Raw genomic sequence first — 18,724 nt, 5'->3', positions numbered from 1 at the left:
CGCGCGCTAACGCACCTTGGTAAGTAATTCGCATGAAAGATTGCACCGGCAAAAGGGCCAATGCGCCGCGCGGGGGCGCGGCAGGCACTCTTTAGGTGCGCCGCCCGGTTCGCGCGCTCGGCTGCCTCGTTCGCGGCCCGCTCGCTCGAAGCCGTGCCGGGGTCGCATGGGCGCCGTGCGTCCTCGGGCTAAACTTCGGCCTTCCGCCCGCGCGGCATGACGCGGCGAGGCCGTCGACATCACGGATAAACACGTTATAGGCTCAGAAACAGACCGATGGAAATTGTCTTCACCGTATTGATTCTTTTGCTTGCGGTTGCCGCGTCAGGCGTCGTCACGCGCCTCTTGCCGCTCACGTTGCCGCTGCCGCTCGTGCAGATCGCGATCGGCGCCATGCTCGCGTGGCCGCGGCTTGGACTGCACGTCACGTTCGATCCGGAAATCTTCATGATGCTGTTCATTCCGCCGCTGCTGTTCGCGGACGGATGGCGCATTCCCAAGCGCGAATTCTTCATGGCGCGCCGCGCGATCCTGATGCTCGCGCTCGGGCTGGTTTTCATGACGGTGCTCGCGGTCGGCTACTTCGTCCATGAGCTGGTGCCGTCGATGCCGCTGCCGGTTGCATTCGCGCTCGCCGCGGTGCTGTCGCCGACCGATGCCGTGGCGCTCTCCGGCATCGCCGGCAAGGGCAAGATTCCCGGACGGCTCATGCATATCCTCGAAGGCGAGGCGTTGATGAACGACGCGTCGGGCCTCGTCGCATTGAAGTTCGCGATTGCCGCGGCATTGACCGGCGTGTTCTCGCTGCGCGACGCGTCGATCAGCTTCGTGATCATCGCCGCCGGCGGACTCGCGACGGGCGCGGCCGCGAGCTGGCTGTTCAGCATTGTGTCGACACGCTTTCTGAACCTCACGGAAGAAGGCGATCCGGCGCCGATCGTCGTGATGACGCTGCTGATTCCGTTCGCCGCTTATCTGATCGCCGAGCGTTTGGAGTTATCGGGCATTCTCGCCGCGGTCGCGGCCGGCATGATGATGAATTACACGAGCATCGTGAACGCCGGCTCGGTATCGTCGCGCATCCGTGCAAACAGCACGTGGACGATGATCGAGTTCGTCTTCAATGGCATGGTGTTCATTCTGTTGGGGCTGCAGTTTCCGCACATTTTCGGCCGGGCTCTGCTCGACGCGCACGAGACCGGCGATGCGCAGGTGTGGCTGCTGATCGGCTACATCGCCGCGGTCGGGGCCGCGCTGTATGCGATGCGCTTCGTGTGGGTGTGGCTGCTGCGCTGGTTCGCGAGCCGCGGCGCGGCGAAGCACGGCGTGGCGAACGCGGTGCCGGGCTTGCGCACGGTGGCGGTGACGACGGTGGCCGGCGTGCGTGGCGCGCTGACGCTGGCGGGCGTGCTGTCGTTGCCGGAGGTGTTGCCTGGCGGCGTGCCTTTGCCGGGCCGCGACCTCGCGATTTTCATCGCGTCGGGCGTGATTCTGCTGTCGCTGCTGGTCGCGGTGGTTGCCTTGCCGTTGTTGCTGCGCGGCTGGCGGCGCGGCAAGGATCCGCATGCGGCGGAGGAAGTTTTCGCGCGCAAGCTGGCGGCGCAGGCGGCGATTCGCGCTGTCGACGATGTGCACGATAGCGAGTGCGCGAATCTGGACGAAGCGGCATCGGCGTATGCCGCTGATGTGACCGCGCGCGTGATGGACCTTTATCGACGGCGGCTCGCCACGCTCGGAGAGGACCAGGAGCCGCGCGAGTTGGCGCGCCGCGCCGATGCGTTGGAGTTCAGGATGAAGCTGGCGGCGATGCGAGCCGAGAGGAAGACGCTGCTCGCGCTGCGTGGTTCTCAGGCGATTAACGATGAAACTTTGAACAAGCTCATGCGGGAGGTGGATTTGTCGGAGACGGCTTTGACTGTTCGGAGGCGGTAAGGGTTTGGCCTGCTCGGCGGTTTTGGTTGTGGTTGTGGGCTTGGGTTGTTGGGCTTGGGTTGTTGGGCTTGGGTTGTTGGGCTTGGTTTGTTGGGCTTGGTTTGTTGGCCTTTCCTTGCTTTGTTAGTGGTCTATTAGCGTTGCCCCTGTGCGGGGCGGCACCTACTTTCTTTGCCGCCGCAAAGAAAGTAGGCAAAGAAAGCGGCTCACACCGCCAGTTCTGAAGCGGGTCTCCTGGCTTGGAGGGGACTGTGGTGCATCTGGAATCGGTGCCCTCGCGCACTCCGCGCTCGTGACAAGGCAGTCATTCTTCCGGCGACGCTGCGCGCGCCGTCGCGGTACTTCATAAAGTCGCACGGCGCTTCGCGGTCGGCAGCAGTTCTCGATGCCGCAGACAAACCGCCGTCAGCCGCAGTTCTCCAAACCAATAGCGCTGCGTGCGCCCGGCGTCACTGCATCGAATGCCGGCGACTTTGCCGACAATTTGCCGGCGCATCGGCGCGCGGCCGGACGCTCAGCACGGCGACCGGCGACCGGCGACCCGCCCCACAATCCACAACCGGTGTCGTGCAACCAGCGACACATCTGAAACAGCACCTGGCTTTTCGGCGTCTCGCCGAGGCGAAGCCGATGGCCCCACCGCGCCCAATGAAACCGCTGGTTTCCGTGCGCGCCGCTTCCGGCGAGCGCGCAGCGCGAGGCGGGAAGTATGACGGCCTTGTCACAAGCGTCGAATGTGCAAGGGCACCGATTCCAGATGCACCACGATCCCCTCCAAGCCAGGAGACCCGCTTCAAAGCTGGCGGTGTGAGCCGCTTTCTTTGCCTACTTTCTTTGCGGCGGCAAAGAAAGTAGGTGCCGCCCCGCACAGGGGCAACCCCAATAGACCACTAACAAATCAAGCAAAGGCCAAAAAACCAACCCCACAACCCAAACCGCCGAGCAGGCCAAACCCCACCTTCAACCCACCGGCCCCCGCGCCGGCTCCCCCCTGAGCAAGGCGTAAAGAATAATCGCCCCAAACGTGGCAGTCCCAATCCCACCCAGCCCGAACCCACCAAGCTTCAACGAAAAATCCCCCGCCCCAAGCACGAGCGTCACCGCGGCAACGATCAGATTGCGATTGTCGGCAAAGTCCACTTTATTGACGACCCAGATCCGCGCGCCGGTCACGGCAATCAAACCGAATACGACGATCGACACGCCGCCCAGCACCGGTCCCGGAATGGTCCGAATCACCGCGCCGAACTTCGGCGAAAAACCCAGCACCAGCGCAATCACGGCAGCAATCACGAACACCAGCGTCGAATAGATCTTGGTCACGGCCATCACGCCGATGTTCTCGGCGTAAGTCGTCACGCCCGTGCCGCCGGCAAAACCGGAGACTATCGTCGCGAGACCATCGCCGAAAAATGCGCGACCCATATAGCCATCGAGGTTCTGACCGGTCATCGCGCTCACTGCCTTGATATGCCCGAGGTTCTCCGCGACGAGAATCACCGCGATCGGCGCGAGCAAGGTCATCGCCCGCGGCTCGAACACCGGCGCCGTGAAGTGCGGCATGCCGAACCACGCGGCGTTCGCGACGATCGAGAAATCGATCGGCTTACCCATGCCGAGGCCGTTCGTGACGATCGCGTAAATCGCATACGCCATCAGCAGCCCCACCAGAATCAGCAAACGCTGCAGCATGCCGCGCGCAAACACCGCGACCGCGCCGACACACAGCACCGTCACGAGCGCCATCCACGAATCGAAATTGCTGGCGCTCACGCCGCGCACCGCGATCGGCGCAAGATTCAAACCGATCACGCAGACGATCGCGCCCGTCACCACCGGCGGCATCAGCGTCTCGATCCATCGGGTGCCGACCGCCGACACAATCAACCCGATGATCGCGTACACCACGCCGCACGCGATGATCCCGCCCAACGCCACCGGAATGTTCATGTTCGGGCCCTGCCCGCCGTACCCCGTCACGGCGATCACGAGACCGATGAACGCGAAGCTCGAGCCGAGATAGCTCGGCACGCGCCCGCCCACCACCACGAAGAACAGCAGCGTGCCGATCCCCGACATGAAGATGCACAGATTCGGATCGAAGCCCATCAGGAGCGGCGCGAGCACCGTCGAACCAAACATCGCGACGACGTGCTGAATGCCCATCGCGAACATCTGCGGCCACGCAAGCCGTTCGTCGATACCGACGATGCGGCCCTCGGCGGCGGCGGACTGCGCGCGCCAGCGCGGGAAATAGGAATCGGCCATGGCGGGGGTTCTCCTCTGTTCGGCGTGATGGCGACGGCGCCCGAAAACGCGCCGCCCAGGAATTACGCGCGAGTGTACGGAGTGCCACCTGGCCTGGCAAGGGCGGCGAAAGGCGCGCTGAACCGATCGCGATACGAGGCCGATGAGGTGACGACAACCGCGCTGATCGACCGGTTCGAACCCGCGACGAACGCCTCGCCTCCCAATCACGCCGACGCAACAGCCCGCCTGCGCGAAGAGTCGGCGACGAAAAATCAGCCGCGCCGCGGTTCCAGTGAGAACACCGTGACGGCCGCCTGCAATTGCCTCGCCTGGTCCGCCATCGACGACGCCGCGGCCGCCGCCTGCTCGACGAGCGCCGCGTTCTGCTGAGTCACGTCGTCCATCTGCGCGACAGCGCGATTGACTTCCTCGATGCCCGTGCTTTGTTCCTGCGACGCCGACGAAATCTCGCCCATGATGTCCGTCACGCGTTTCACCGCGAGCGTGACGTCGGCCATCGTCTGACCGGCCCGCTCGGCCAGTTGGGCGCCGCTGCCCACGCGCGCCGTCGAGCTTTCGATCAACGCCTTGATCTCCTTGGCCGACACCGCGCTGCGCTGCGCGAGCGAGCGCACTTCGCCCGCCACCACGGCAAAGCCGCGTCCCTGTTCGCCCGCGCGCGCGGCTTCGACAGCAGCGTTGAGCGCGAGAATGTTGGTCTGGAACGCGATGCCTTCGATCACGGCGATGATGTCGGTCATGCGCTTCGAACCGGCCGCCAGCTCGCGCATCGTTTCGACGACATCGCCGACGAGACTGCTGCCGCGCGCCGCCACCTCCGACGCGCCGTGCGCCACGCTGCCCGCCTGCTGCGCGTTCTCGGCGTTCGTCTTTACCGTCGACGTCAGTTCCTGCATGCTCGACGCGGTTTCCTGCAACGCGGCGGCCTGCTCTTCGGTGCGCTGCGACAGGTCGGTGTTGCCCTGCGCGATCTCGCCCGAAGCCATCAGGATCGATTCGCTCGACACGCTGATGCCCGACACGATGCCGGCCAGCCGTTCACGCATGTTGCGCAGCGCGAACAGCATGCTGTCGGTGTCGCCCGCGCGGGTGTCGACGCGCACGCTCAAGTCGCCGTCCGCGATGCGGTTGGCGATCTCCATCGCGTAGTACGGCTCGCCGCCTAGCTGGCGCGACAGGCGGCGCGCGATCGTCGACGCGAGCAGCGCGCCGGCCACGATCGCGCCGAGCACCAGCCCGAGCATCACGAGATGCATGCGCTCGTACTTGCTGGCCGACTGGGCCTGCAAGTCGTCCGCCTGCTGCCGGCGAAAGTCGATCAGCGCGACGATGCGATCGCGCAGCGCCTCGCTCGACGCAATCGCCCGGCGCACGACTTCGTTGTTGTCGACTCCGGCGGGAATCGGTTCGAGACCGATCTGCTGGTGCACGATAGCTTCCCAAAGCGCCGACTTGCGCAGCACTTCGTCGAACAGCTCCCGGCCCTTGCTGCTCGCGATGGTCGGGCGATACTGGTCGTACGCGCCATGCATGTCCTTGAGCGATGCGACGATGCCGTCCTTCAGCTTCTGGCGGCCGGCGTCGTCGGTGGCATAGCCAAGATTCGCGGCGGCAAGATCGGCGTCGATCTTGTGACGGTTCGCCTCTTCGAGCCAATACAGGCCATCCATGCTTTTATCGGCAATGGCGTCGGAAATCTCATGCAGCGACGAAAGCGCCGCCAACGCCATTCCTCCGATTACGACCGAAAAGCCGATCACGACGGCAAATGCGAGCAGCAGCTTTCGGAACACGGTCATGCGGTCGAACCACTTCATTTCGCCATCCTGGTTAAGTTTCTGTTTGGGGCCCTTCTCTCCTTCTCTTTACGGCCGCGATGGCAAGGGGCTGAAGCGATAAATGACGGGAATAAGCGAAATGGGACGTTCAACCGGGCTTAATAGCGTAGCCCCCGAACGTCTGCGCGTTCTTACGGCTAGATCCGGACATGATTGGGATTTGTCTTATATATACGCACGCGCGCACTGCTTAGACTTTATTGGCTGCGTTGACCCCCATGAGTAAGCGCAAGCGATGTTGTTGTAACTCTCCGACTTTCCGCTCACGCTCCCCGGTGTGAGCGGCTTTTTTTTGCCTGTGCGTTTCATCGCATGCATTCGCTGCGAGCCGCGCCCGTTCATGTCTGCTCGACGAAAGCGCGGCTCGCGAGACGCAATGTGTGATTGCGCACGTCCTCCGGCCAGGCAGCGACGAACGCTTCGAAGCGCGGCCGATCGTCCGCATACAGCGCGCGCGTGGCGTCCTCGTAACCCGGCAGATTGCCGGCCAGCGCGGTCATGAAGCGATACACCGCTTCTTGCGCCGCACGCTGACGATCCTTGTGCTCGCCGGCGACACGCGCCGCCTCGACCAGTTTGCGCAACGCCACTGAAGCGCCGCCCGGCTGCCCGTTCAGCCAGTCCCAATGACGCGGCAACAAGGTCACCTCCCTTGCCACCACACCCAGCTTGGGCCGACCTCGCCCGCGCGGGGGGTCCTCAGCCGTCGCGTCGGAGGCGGGGGTGGTTTGCGCAGCTTCGGCTTCTTCACCTGCATGCTCGGCCGCGAGCCTCGCCACGATCTCTTCGGGCGTGCCGCGCAGATCGAACTCGACCGGGTGGCTCGTGGCGTCGTCGAAGATCAGCACCGGCGCCTGTTCGCCACGCGCCAGCACCGCCCTGACCGCTAGCGCTACGTCGGAGAGGGCGCCGGACGCGATGCGGCGGTGGCCTTCGAAGGCAGTGCAAGTAGCGCGATAAACGGTCATGACAAACTCCCAGAAAAGAATTTGTCGAATTATAGCCGGGTAAAATACAAAAGCAATATATTACCCGGATGAAATTAACGATAGATGTGGGGCGAGAATTCTGGAGTTAAGTATCCTGGGACGCCGGTGTCGCCGCCTGGCGCTTGCGTGGCCGTGCCATAGGCGACAGTGCGATTGCGGCCCGCGTCCTTGGCTTCGTAGAGCGCCTCGTCGGCTGCGTTGATCAGCTCGCGAGCCGTGGCGAATATCTGGCCGCTCGTGCAGGCAATGCCGATGCTGACCGTCAGCACATGGTGCGAACTCGCCACGTGGCGAATCTCGCGCTCCTGAATCGCGGCGCGAATCTGCTCGGCAAGGTTCATTGCGCCGGCTTCGTCGGTGTCCGGCAGCAGCACCGCGAACTCCTCGCCGCCGTAGCGCGCCGCGGTATCGCCGGGACGCCGCAAGTTGTTCGTGATGCAGCGCGCGACCTCGATGAGCGCCGCGTCGCCGGCGGAATGGCCATACAGATCGTTGAAGCCCTTGAAACTGTCGACGTCGATCAACAACATCGACAACGGCCACGCATGGCGTTGCGCGCGGCCCCATTCCTCGTCCAGGTCCTGCTCGAAGATGCGGCGGTTGTTCAGGCCGGTGAGTCCGTCGGTGCGCGCTAGCACGCGCAACTCTTCCTCGGCGGCGCGGCGTTGCCGCAACTGCTGCGAGAACAGGATCGCAAGCGCGATGATCGTCAGGTCGAGCGCGCCGATCAGCGAGCCGATGATCCATGCGCGACGCCGCCATTCCACATAGATGTCGCGCGTGGAAAGCGCGACGTCGAGGATCAGCGGATACATGTCGATATGGCGGAACGCGTACCAGCGCTCCACACCGTCGATCGCCGCCGTGCCGAAGAAATCGCCGCTCGGCTGCAGGAGAAAGCGCGAATAATTCGCGGTGCCCTTCAGATTGCGGCCGATGATTTTTGGATCGTAGGGTCGTCGCATCAGCATCGTGCCGTCGCTCAGCATCAACGCCATCGAGCCGCCCGGGCCGAGATTCATATCGGCGAACAGGCCGCGGAAATAACTCAGGCGCATGGTGCCGACGACCACGCCGCCGAAGCTGCCGTCCGGCCGGGAGATACGCCGGCTCAACGCGATGCTGACTTCCTTGCCGGCGATCTTCGGCAAAAATGGACGGCTGACGTACAGGCTCACGTCGGGAGAATCCCGCTGCACCTTGAAGTACTCGCGATCCGCGAGGTTGATACGGCGCGGCGGCGAGGCTTGCGAGTCGAACTTGATGTCGCCGGCTTCGTCGAGGACGAAAATCGAGCCCATATCCTTCGCGCCGGCGGAGCCGTCGAACAGCAATAGTTGACGCATGGCCTGCGGCAAGTCCTGCACGCCAGGCTGTTTCAGCCCCTCCATCACCGCGCGCAACGACAGGTCGTAGATCTCGAGATTGCGCGACACGTCGCGCTCGACCAGCAGCGACACGTTGAAGACGGAATCCTGCGCGCGCCGCAACGCGTCGTCGTGCATTTGCGCGAGCACCCACACGGCGATCGCGAGTATCGCGCTGGCCAGCACGATGCTGATCGCAATCACAATGTTCGGGTGGCGCATCACCATGGTTTTTTTCGTCGTTCGAGGCTGGCGCGGGCCGCGCGCGGGGGAGGTTGGGGTTGGCGGCGTGCGCGGGCGCGGGCCGGGATTTCGGTAGGGTAGCAGACGATGGAGGTGGCGAATGGCCGAGAAGAGGGGGTTTTGATGCGTTAGTGGCGGGTGTTGGGTAGCGTTGGAAAATCTATTTGCCGCGGTTGCGGTGTTGCGTATTGCGTGTTTCTCGTCGTGGATGTGTGGTTGCCCGGATTCGAGTTGGCGGCCATGTGCGCGTCAATGCATGTCGATGACTGCCATATCGGATTGCGATTGTCGGGAGGAACGGGGCATCGAGGATAGCTGGCTGGGATCGCGCGGCTTCGCGGATTGAGGCTCCGGCCTCAAACACTGTAGGCGAGATTTCCGACGGGTCGACGCTGGCGTTCTGCTTGCGCCTGCCAGTTTAAGAACTTGATCAACGCAGGCAATAAAAAACCCCGAAGGACGATAGACCTTCGGGGTTTCCGTGAAAGACATTGCTAACTGCAACTTCGGTGGTGGAGAGGAGGAGGATCGAACTCCCGACCTTCGCATTGCGAATGCGAACAAGTCGGCATTGATTGAGATGGATTAGCGCTTATTAAAGCCATCAATTCCATGAATTTAAACGAATTTTACTGGACTCGCATCTCATTGCTGTTGATCGAAATTCCTCTATTGGCGCATAATCCGGTTACATGGCGGTTACATGGAACCGCCGGCGTATGGGCAAGGAGGTTTGGTGGCGAAGGTCAACTTCACTGCGGCTCGTGTAGAGGCGCATCGCTGCGAAGAGGGTAAGTCGCAGTCATTTCTTTGGGACAGTAAGACTCCCGGGCTCGGCTTGCGAGCCACGCCTAGCGGAGCCAAGGCTTACATCTATCAAGGGAAGATCCATGGCTCGACGGTCCGGATGACGATCGGCGATCCGAGGAGCTGGACGATCGACAAGGCGCAGGAGCGCGCTCGCAATCTCCAGACGCTTATCGACGGCGGAGTTGATCCGCGAGAGCGAGAGGCCGAGCAGAAGGCCGAACACGAGGCCCGCCAAGCAGCGAAGCGCCGTAAGGACGTGACTGTCGGCGAAGCGTGGGAGCACTACTTGGAGCATCTGCGAACGAAGATCTCCCCCAAAACGAAAAAACCACGGTCCGAAAGATACATCATCGATCACATCAACCTCTCCTCGCCCGGTGGCGGTATTGCTAAACGCGGCGGCAAAGAAAAGGTGCGTGGGCCATTGGCCCCGCTCATGCCGCGGAGATTGACCGAGATCACGGCGACGTCCATGTCGGAGTGGCTCGAGGCTGAGATACCCCGGGGACCGACAAATGCCGGTCATGCCTTCGGCCTGTTCAAAGCGTTCATTCGATGGTGTGACAGCGACGAGGCATACGCGGGCATCATTCCCCACGACGCCTATTCGTCGCCGAAGGTCAAAGGCATTCTCCCCCGCAGCGCCGCAAAGGACGACTGCCTACAGCGGGAGCAGCTTTCTGTTTGGTTTGGCGCCGTACGTGGCATCGCGAATCCGGTCATCAGTGCATACCTGCAGGGCCTCCTGATCACAGGAGCCCGCCGGGAGGAGCTAGCCGCACTGCGCTGGGAAGATGTGGACTTCCGATGGAGGAGCCTGACGATGAACGACAAAGTTGAAGGTACCGGCGGTCGGACCATCCCGCTCACCCCATACTTAGCGAGCCTACTGCGTCACCTTCAGCGGCTCAACGAGATGCCCCCAAATAGACGCCAAGCCGCGCGTCTCTCAGAAAAGGGGGAGCGGTGGGAGCCTTCCGAATGGGTGTTCGCCAGTAAAACTGCAGCGGACGGAAAGATTGCCGAACCGCGTCACGCGCACAATCGAGCGTTGGCTCCAACGGGTCTGCCTCACATTTCGCTGCATGGCCTCCGCCGCTCCTTTGGCACACTTTCAGAGTGGGTCGAGGTTCCGGTCGGCGTCGTCGCTCAAATCCAGGGGCATAAGCCTTCCGCACTTGCTGAGAAGCACTATCGCCGCCGACCTCTCGACCTGCTACGTGCGTGGCACGACAAGATTGAAGCCTGGATGCTTGAGCAAGCGCAGCTCGAGTTTGAACCGCCGAAGTGACGGTCTGCTCCCGAGCGCATCGGGGCGAGCACCAAATACAGTTTTGGTCTCGTCCATAGATCGAGGTTCACCATGTCTCTTACCGATCTGGAAGTTCGACGGGCAGCGCCACGGGAGAAAACATACCGGATCTCAGATGGTCGCGGCATGTATCTTGAAGTTGCTCCTACAGGTGGAAAATATTGGCGCTTAAAGTATCGATTCAATGCTCGCGAAAAAAGGCTTGCTTTGGGGGTTTATCCGGACGTAACGCTCGCTCAAGCCCGCAGGAAGCGGGACGAAGCACGTGCCATGCTGGCAGATGGAATCGACCCGAGCCAAGCCAAGAAGGAGAAAAAGCGCCTCACGCTATTGAGCTCAACAAATACATTCAAGGTCGTTGCGCTGGAGTGGTTTGAAAGACAAGCGCCGGGATGGACCGACAGCCATTCGGAAAAAATTCTGGGGCGCCTCGTGAAGGATGCGTTTCCATTGCTGGGGCCACGCCCAATTGCGGAGATAACTGCGCCAGAGGTTCTCGAAGTGTTGCGCCGTGCCGAATTGCGTGGCGCAAACGACACCGCACATCGACTCCATCAGACCTGTGGGCAGATCTTCCGATACGCGGTTGCAACCGGCCGCGCGATGCGCGACGTGAGCGTTGATCTACGCGGCGCGTTGCGGCCGAATCAGCACACGCATTTCGCCGCTCTTACTGACCCGGACAAAGTGGGTGAAATGTTGCGGGCGCTAGACGGATTCGCCGGCACGTCTGTCGTTGGTGCAGCATTGCGACTAGCGCCTCTGTTGTTCGTCCGCCCCGGGGAGCTCCGTCAGGCGGAATGGTCGCAGTTCGATCTGGATCGTCGCGAGTGGCGCTTTATCGTATCGAAAACAAAAACCGAACATCTCGTGCCACTTGCGACTCAGGCAGTAAAAATCTTGAGAGAGCTGCATGTCCTTACAGGAAATTGGCGATTTGTATTCCCCGGCCGAGATCGCAGAAAGCCGATGAGCTCAGCAGCAATAAACGCAGCATTACAGCGGCTAGGGTTTGATACGAAAACTGAGATCACTGGCCATGGGTTTCGCGCTATGGCGAGAACGATTCTTCATGAGCGTCTTCGCTTTCCGGCGGAAGTCATAGAGCACCAACTTGCGCATCGAGTGCCCGATATTCTCGGCACTGCTTATAATCGGACAAGGTTCCTTGAAGACCGAATTGACATGATGCAGGCGTGGGCTGACTATCTGGATCGGTTGAAAGCCGACAAGGACACCCCAGCGGCGGACACGAGCGATTCCAGCACGCACACAAAACCAACGTCAGCTCGCGCTGCCGACAGCCGATGCCGGCTTGAAGTGCTCATGTCCCAATCCGATCTCAATGGCCTTTTAGCCGACAAGACCACCGTACCAATTTCGTACTTGGCTTTGGCAAAATTGCTCCGCTATCTGGCACATGCGTTTGCCGTTGCTCATTATTCAGACCGAAAATTCGCCAGTCCCTGAGGTCGCTCCATAGCGTGACGCCACTTACGCTAACGGAGCGAGTTCTGTCACCAAAAGCTCAAGCTCATGAAACGGTAAGGACGTATCGTCATAGGTCAGGCCGCAAACTTGAGCAGTTCTGGATGTGCAAGGAGATCATGTACAAACAGGCACAGTGCCTTCGGTGCCTGTTTTTCGACACACGCCTTTGCAACGGACGAGAATTCTTGATCCTCCGAACAGAGTTGCGCGAGGGCTCGTGCAGCCACTAGGCGCAGCGCATTCTGTGTCTCTAACAGCGCGTGCGAATCTGCGGTTTCGAACTCCTTGATTCGCTCAAGACACTTGTCCCAAATCTCTGCCCGGTTCTTGTTGAGCAAACGCAGGCGATTCAGGCCCAACACATCGATAGTGAGCCTTACCCGATCCTCGTTCTGCTGTGACAAGCCAGGGCTAGGCGTTGCTACGCACTCTCCATCGTCGAAACGCTCAAACGACACAAACCACGCTTCATTTGCAAGCGGATCAATGAGCAGAGACCCTTCTGCCAGCAGAGATGGCAACGCCGTCGGCTGCGCAATACCTGGCATCTGCACAGGAAAGAGATCTCGCTTCTTGACGTTGAGAAGCTGTCCCGCAAGGCGATAATTTTTCCAGTCGAAGGTCAGCCACCAGTAGCCCGCTCTTTGAGTTCCGTCCATTTGTGCCGCACGGCCTTTGGGTCGGAAATGATCCACGTGGTACGACGACACGGATTCTTTCGCTTCGCTGTACCAGCACTTACGGTGGTGGATGTCCGTCAGCCAATTCAAAAGTCTTGGATCACGCCAAAGCTGCCTATGTGCGAATGCCAAGGCAATGCGTGCTTTGTCATCGGGAGCATTAGTGAGCTGCTCAGTTAACGCCGCGGCTTCGTCTAGCCAGTCTTGCGGAGGCGAACTACCTGGAGGAATGCGAACTGGCCTCATGGTTCGCCCGCCTTCGTCGGTTTTAAGGCTTTCGCAAGCGACTCCATTTCACTTAAACGCTTATCCGCAATCATGGCTTTGGTAATCTGCTGAGCCAACTGGTCTTGATGGGCCTGCTGCTCCGACGTCAGCAACTGCGCCATCGGTAAACTGCGTGCCTCGTACATCTTCTGGATAAACAATTGATAAAGGGGATCCTTGTACTCGCGCGAGAACCCAAGGTCAGTCAGATATGCCTTCAGGCGCTCCAACTCGGTCGTCTCATTCCGGGTAAGCTCGTGCTTCGCCTCCTTAGCGAGTAGCTCGTTTCGTCGGTCTAAGTCTTCGATGGTTCGCTGATCCAACGTTGAACTCAAACCAAACAATTCGCTCTTGAGTAGCCCAGCTACACCCATGCCGCGCGGATTTTCATCCGGCACATCTACCACAGTCCTGTCGGCGCCTCGGCGCAGAATGTGTACCTGCTCACGTTGCAGGCTTCCGAGCAGGATCGGGTCATGTGTGGTCAGCAAGACCTGCGACTCCCCTGACGCACCTAGGCCAGCCTCGTTCCCCATCGCATCCTTGATGTCATCGAACAGGCGCAGCTTCCACAGCGGGTTCAGGTGCGTGTCCGGCTCGTCGAGCAGGAACAGGCAATGGTCTTCCCGCGTGATACGCATTAAGCCGAGAACAGTCAGCATCTGCATCTCGCCTTCAGAGAGCTGGGTGAAGCTCACTTTGCCGCCATGCTCGTCGAGCTTCTTGACCGTGATGCGTACTTCGTCGATCAAGTCGCCAATGTAGGCGCCTTCGGCATAGCGAAAAAAGCTGTCCGTGCCCCCTACCAGATCGCCCAACTTTTTCAGATTGGTATGGCTAGGAACAAATAAGTAGAGCTGGCGTTGCCTCTCGGTGCGGCCGCGGAAATCAATCTGCTTGTTGGTTTCCTGCTCGATAGGCGCCCAGGCCACTTGCCATAGCTTGTCGAGGAATTCACTCACTACATTGCCGCGCGCGTACCAGAAACGCGGATCGCCTTCATTCAATTCGCTCTCGTCGAATTTCCCTTCACGGCGTTTGATGCGCAACCGGTGCGGCTCCTTCAGCACAAACAACGCAGATTCCAGCGACTCGATGTGCAGACTCGTCAGTACCTTCTGGAATACCGGGTCGTCCGATAGTAGGCACGCTAACAGCACCAACTGACTGTGGCCGCCGCGACAATAGAACAGTCGGCGCAGACGGTCATCGCCGGCCTGCTTCAACCGGGTCTCTCTGCGACGTTTCGCTTCGTCCACTGCCCTAATATCCGCGTCGCTTGCAGTGAAGTGGGTAAGTAGCTGCTCGGGTAGCACCTCGTCCGTGGCGATCTCCTGGCGCTGGTTGAAACGGCGTTGATGCTCCTGGAACAAGGCTTCGATACGCTCGTTGCGGCCCGAGTAGTAAGCAAAGACGTGCGTTGGCAACAAACGCGGGCCACGCCTCTCGTCACGCGGAATCTTCTCGGGCGGATCGTTCTTGTTCAAATAGTCCTGTGTAACACGATCACCATCCACCCAAACATAGGGCCGCTTTTGCTTCGTAGTGTCGGCCTGAATCCGCACGATATGGCCACGAATCTCGTACTCCAGCGTGTAATCAAACGCAGCATCTCGATTGAGATCCACGTCGCGAAAGATGGTGACCAGCGCCTCGATTAAGTTGGACTTGCCGGTCCCGTTCTGACCAATCAAGGCATGGCTCCGGATGGCCTCGGGCGTCGCATCGGTGGCTGCGCCTGGCATAGGCGAGAGCTCCGTCGCGAAATCGATCACCATCTCGCGCAAATTGCGAAAGTGTGGAATGGCCAAGTGTCGCAGCCGCATACTCAGCCTTCCGCCGCTTCGGCGGCCTTCTCACGGACGTTAGCCACCGCAGGCACGGCAATCCAACCGTGCGCCACTTCAACGTTAAGTTGCGCGTAGAATGCGTCGATCTCACCGCCGAAGCGCTGCCAGAGATCGCGTGCCTGCATCTCGCCGTTATTGCGCGCCAAAAATTTGGCGAGAGGGGCGTGAGCTTTCACATCGGGCGAAGTGCTCAGCCGCAGTGGAGCATTCAGTTCGGTTTGCGGGGCTTTCACAGAGGTATCCACGTTTTGTTCGATGCTGATGCCAGTGAGGGATGCGATCGCGGCGGAACAGAGCTTTCCCGCAACATCGCTCTTGGCCTTGAGCTGCTGAGCGAAGGCATCACATAGCTGCCGATGCCTGCGTAAAGTTGTCAATATCTCGGGCAAAATATGCGCCGGCGGAACTGGAATTGGGACGCTACCTACCTGGACAAGGTTCAGCCCCGGCTTGTCGCCATAGATGTATTGCGCCAAGAAAGCTCGGCCGCCAAAAGCATTGATCATCCAGCAGTGAATGAACTCAGACAGGCTCGTTTTTTGCAGTCGAATCAGAGCCACGTGCTGGCTAACATAAGCGCTGTTAGACAGCCCAGGAACAACTGCGCATCTGCCGACATTTCCACCGGTGATCGTAAGCAGAAGGTCACCTGGGCGAACCAGGGTTCTCTTGCCCTCGACTCGCTCCGGCAAACTGACGAAGGCGGGATTTTCAAAGACTAGGGCATCCTGACGAATGTCTTGAGAACGAATGAAAGAATCACCCGTACTCGACAAGTAGGCTTTCCAGCCTCGCGATCCACTGGTGATGTATTCGGAAAGGTCGGCTAACGTTTTCCATTCCCATCCATCTGGAAGTGGGCGCCGGTCCTCCCTCGAAGATTCATCGCTCGCATTCAGTTTCGACTCTGCCAAAAGGACGCCCCGTAGCGCCAGATCGAAGAGCATATCGCGGAGAAGTCGAACATCCGCCGGCTCGCCGAACAGAAACTCGAAGTTGGATTGCAGGCGTTCCCAGCTTTCCTTCAGTTCGTACGTGCTTTGAGCGCTAGCGAGGGCTTCTAGGGTGGACTGGCGCAGAGTGTTTTGAAGTTTGCGGCGGTCTTTCTGCTGCATCTCTAACCGGTCACACAAGACCATTAACTCATCGACTTTGGCAACGATGCGGGGAATCTCATTTTTCGGCGGTAGTGCAATGAAAATATTAGATAAGGAATCCTTATTTAGAGTACTTCCTTTAATTGCAGCCTTGTTGCCAGCCGCAAGATCAAACCCATTCAAGCATTTAAAGAAATATTCCTTCAGAACGGCTGAAAATGGATCAATCGTTACGATCGCCTCATTATGATAGGCGTCGACGCCAAGCACACTGAGCTTTCCGATCGAAAGCTTGAAACTCATCAAAAGGGAGCCAGCCGGACTCGGGGCACCCTTGAATACCTCTAAACGTGCAACGTCGGAAACAGACTCATTAGACGTTGCGACGACCTGGCCGTGCTTCAAATCCGCTATCGAGAACCATGGGTAGCCACCGCTGTTCCAGTATCGCCCTTCTTTTCTCGAAGGCGTTCGACCTGCAGAGAAGCTGCAAAGCTCACCGAACCGGCACCAAATCCAATTCGCTGGAATAACCCAATTTCCTGAATCGCTCGCGGATCGAACCTTTCGGTTTACTCGGATCGCCCCATCCGCCTGAAGGGCTTGCCGCGTTGCGTTGATCTCTTCAAGAAAATCGCAAGCCTGCTCTCCAGGAGTTTGATTGCTCAATTTTCCCGAAACTGCGAGATGGAGCACCAACTCCCGTAACCGCGCCACTCCTCCAGGTGCATCTGCGATATGCCCAAACTCAGCCAAGAACTGTTGCGCATCCATCACACCTCCTCGCTGACGAAGTGGTGCGCTAGTGCGGTGGCGAGTTCATTCTTTAGGCTATTTTCTGTTTCCTCGATCTGGCCGAGTAGGGTCTTGTATTTCTCCAGCAACACGTCGGGATCGTGGCTCTCTTCTTCCGGAGCATTGGGGTTCTTCAAGTCAAGATTGTAGATCGGCCAATACAGACGGTCGCCAGCAACCTGGGCGTCGCGGGCTTGCAGGCGCAGGCCTTCGACTTGCGGGCGCAGCATTTCAATCTCGTTCTCCGCCGACCGGCGTTGTTTGGCATTGCTCACGCCCTTGATGGAGTCTCGCAATTCACGGATGCGATTATCCAGCGCAACGGCTTCATTGCTCAATCGTTCGGCGCGGTCCCAATGCGGCTGCGCCGCAGCCTCGGCCTGCTCGCGCCTAGTCTTAAAATCCACCTTCCAGGCGAATGCATTCTCTACGCGGTCGGCAAAGTCGTTGGCCTCAGTGCCCCACCAGTCCTGTTCCGGCTTGAACTCTTCGAATCGGATCGGTTTAGTCTTGCTGTAGCTCTTGTAGCCCGACGGGTACGGATGCTCGTAGTACCAGATCGTCTCGGTGTGGAAGTGCTCAGTGCCGTCGTCCACCATCGCGCGCTTAGTGAAGAACAGCAAGTTGGTCTTGATGGTGGTGTAAGGCGCGAACACCCCTTTGGGCAGACGAACAATGGTGTGCAGATTGCAATCGCGCAGCAGCAGCTTCTTTAGCGTAGCCTTGATGCCCTCGCCAAACAAAAAGCCATCTGGCAGGACCACGGCAGCGCGGCCGTTTTCCTTCAGCAGCTTCTTAATGATGAGGGCCATGAACATGTCGGCCGTCTCGCGTGTACGAAGGTCAGACGGGTAGTCGCTGCCGACGCCGTCATCTTCATAGCCGCCGAACGGCGGGTTGGTGATGACGCAGTCCACCTTGTCGTTGGTGCTCCATTCGTTCCAGCCGATGCCAAGGGTGTTCTTGTGCTCTATCTGGCTGGGTACGTCGATGCCGTGCAGCAGCATGTTAGTGGTGCATAGCAGGTGCGGCAGCTGTTTTTTTTCGATGCCGCGAATGGCTTCCTCGATGGTCTTTTGCTCTCTTGCGCCTGACTTGGTCGTCCGCTGATTTCGCAAATAGTCAATGGCGGCTGTAAGGAAACCTCCAGTTCCACACGCCGGATCCAGAACTACATCCTTGCTCTTCAACCGCGGATCGACGCGATCTACCATGAACTGCGTGATCGCTCGCGGTGTGTAGAACTCACCGGCGTTGCCGGCGCCACGCAGATCGTTAAGCAGTTGCTCGTAAACGTCGCCTAAGTTAGCGCGCGTCTTGAAGTCGTGGAAGTTGATGGCTTCTTCCAGCTTCTCGATCACTGCCAGCAGCTGGGTGCCAGACTTCATGTAATTGTTGGCGTCCTCGAAGACGCTGCGGATCACCTTGTGCTGCCTACTCGCATTGGCATCAAGTTCCTTGAGCGTGGGGAACAACTCGTTGTTCACGAAGCCGATAATCTCGCTGGCAGCCCTTTGGGGTGCCTTTTTGCCGTCCACGCCCGCAACATAGGCGGCCCAGTTGCGCCACCGCGCGTGCTCAGGCAACGGGGACTGGTACTTTGGGTCATCGTCTTCCCATTCTTCTTCACGCTGGTCAAAGACTTTGAGGAAGAGCATCCAGGTAAGCTGGCCAAGACGCTGGGCGTCGCCGTCGACGCCGTCGTCCTTGCGCATGATGTCCTGGATGGATTTAATGGTGCTACTTAGGTTCATTTTGTCATTCTCGTATCACGAGGTCTGA

General features: G+C 59.6%; 10 protein-coding genes and 1 pseudogene. 3 read left to right on the top strand and 8 right to left on the bottom strand.

The window, feature by feature from the left end:
- The first annotated feature begins 276 nt into the window (after positions 1-276).
- Entirely contained in the window at positions 277-1,932 is a 1,656-nt protein-coding gene (locus CUJ90_RS00980) for a Na+/H+ antiporter (protein WP_083084847.1), read from the top strand.
- 960 nt (positions 1,933-2,892) lie between these two features.
- Here CUJ90_RS00980 and CUJ90_RS00970 read toward each other — a convergent pair.
- The 4 genes from CUJ90_RS00970 to CUJ90_RS00955 form a co-directional block, all read right to left on the bottom strand.
- The gene (locus CUJ90_RS00970; RefSeq protein WP_114161760.1) at positions 2,893-4,200 is read right to left on the bottom strand and encodes a solute carrier family 23 protein; all 1,308 of its coding nucleotides are present in this window, start codon (positions 4,198-4,200) and stop codon (positions 2,893-2,895) included.
- 254 nt (positions 4,201-4,454) lie between these two features.
- Positions 4,455-6,020, bottom strand: a complete 1,566-nt coding sequence (locus CUJ90_RS00965) for a methyl-accepting chemotaxis protein (RefSeq protein WP_114161759.1) — start codon at positions 6,018-6,020, stop codon at positions 4,455-4,457.
- A 359-nt stretch (positions 6,021-6,379) separates the two neighbouring features.
- Positions 6,380-7,009, bottom strand: a complete 630-nt coding sequence (locus CUJ90_RS00960) for a DUF2239 family protein (RefSeq protein WP_114161758.1) — start codon at positions 7,007-7,009, stop codon at positions 6,380-6,382.
- Between the two features lie 74 nt (positions 7,010-7,083).
- Complete coding sequence (locus CUJ90_RS00955) at positions 7,084-8,625, bottom strand: sensor domain-containing diguanylate cyclase (protein WP_114161757.1); 1,542 nt, start codon at positions 8,623-8,625, stop codon at positions 7,084-7,086.
- 751 nt (positions 8,626-9,376) lie between these two features.
- Between CUJ90_RS00955 and CUJ90_RS00950 the strand changes: the two genes are divergently transcribed.
- Complete coding sequence (locus tag CUJ90_RS00950; RefSeq protein WP_114163407.1) at positions 9,377-10,741, top strand: tyrosine-type recombinase/integrase; 1,365 nt, start codon at positions 9,377-9,379, stop codon at positions 10,739-10,741.
- Positions 10,742-10,813: 72 nt separating this feature from the next.
- A pseudogene (locus CUJ90_RS00945) lies at positions 10,814-11,989 on the top strand (tyrosine-type recombinase/integrase); the annotation flags it as partial.
- A 338-nt stretch (positions 11,990-12,327) separates the two neighbouring features.
- On the opposite strand, the gene CUJ90_RS00940 reads toward CUJ90_RS00945, so the two are convergent.
- The 4 genes from CUJ90_RS00940 to CUJ90_RS00925 are packed head-to-tail and all read right to left on the bottom strand — an operon-like array spanning position 12,328 to position 18,696.
- A complete protein-coding gene (locus tag CUJ90_RS00940; protein WP_152035323.1) occupies positions 12,328-13,179 on the bottom strand; it encodes an HNH endonuclease family protein in 852 nt (283 codons plus the stop codon).
- A complete protein-coding gene (locus tag CUJ90_RS00935; RefSeq protein WP_208645230.1) occupies positions 13,176-15,011 on the bottom strand; it encodes an AAA family ATPase in 1,836 nt (611 codons plus the stop codon). The genes CUJ90_RS00940 and CUJ90_RS00935 overlap by 4 nt, the downstream gene beginning before the upstream one ends.
- 17 nt (positions 15,012-15,028) lie before the next feature.
- On the bottom strand, positions 15,029-16,921 hold the full coding sequence (locus CUJ90_RS00930; protein WP_114161754.1) for a restriction endonuclease subunit S: 1,893 nt from the start codon (positions 16,919-16,921) through the stop codon (positions 15,029-15,031).
- Entirely contained in the window at positions 16,921-18,696 is a 1,776-nt protein-coding gene (locus CUJ90_RS00925) for an N-6 DNA methylase (protein ID WP_114161753.1), read from the bottom strand. Before CUJ90_RS00925 ends, CUJ90_RS00930 begins: the two co-directional genes overlap by 1 nt.
- Positions 18,697-18,724: the final 28 nt, after the last annotated feature.

The sequence above is a fragment of the Paraburkholderia terricola genome (assembly GCF_003330825.1).
Taxonomy (GTDB): Bacteria; Pseudomonadota; Gammaproteobacteria; order Burkholderiales; family Burkholderiaceae; genus Paraburkholderia; species Paraburkholderia terricola.
This window is presented reverse-complemented; position numbering and strand designations above follow the sequence as displayed.

What these genes read in the sequence shown, in the direction of transcription:
- CUJ90_RS00980 (WP_083084847.1), top strand. Translation starts at nt 277, where the DNA reads ATGGAAATTGTCTTCACCGTATTGATTCTTTTGCTTGCGGTTGCCGCG.
- CUJ90_RS00970 (WP_114161760.1), bottom strand. Translation starts at nt 4,200, where the DNA reads ATGGCCGATTCCTATTTCCCGCGCTGGCGCGCGCAGTCCGCCGCCGCC.
- CUJ90_RS00965 (WP_114161759.1), bottom strand. Translation starts at nt 6,020, where the DNA reads ATGAAGTGGTTCGACCGCATGACCGTGTTCCGAAAGCTGCTGCTCGCA.
- CUJ90_RS00960 (WP_114161758.1), bottom strand. Translation starts at nt 7,009, where the DNA reads ATGACCGTTTATCGCGCTACTTGCACTGCCTTCGAAGGCCACCGCCGC.
- CUJ90_RS00955 (WP_114161757.1), bottom strand. Translation starts at nt 8,625, where the DNA reads ATGGTGATGCGCCACCCGAACATTGTGATTGCGATCAGCATCGTGCTG.
- CUJ90_RS00940 (WP_152035323.1), bottom strand. Translation starts at nt 13,179, where the DNA reads ATGAGGCCAGTTCGCATTCCTCCAGGTAGTTCGCCTCCGCAAGACTGG.
- CUJ90_RS00930 (WP_114161754.1), bottom strand. Translation starts at nt 16,921, where the DNA reads ATGGATGCGCAACAGTTCTTGGCTGAGTTTGGGCATATCGCAGATGCA.
- CUJ90_RS00925 (WP_114161753.1), bottom strand. Translation starts at nt 18,696, where the DNA reads ATGAACCTAAGTAGCACCATTAAATCCATCCAGGACATCATGCGCAAG.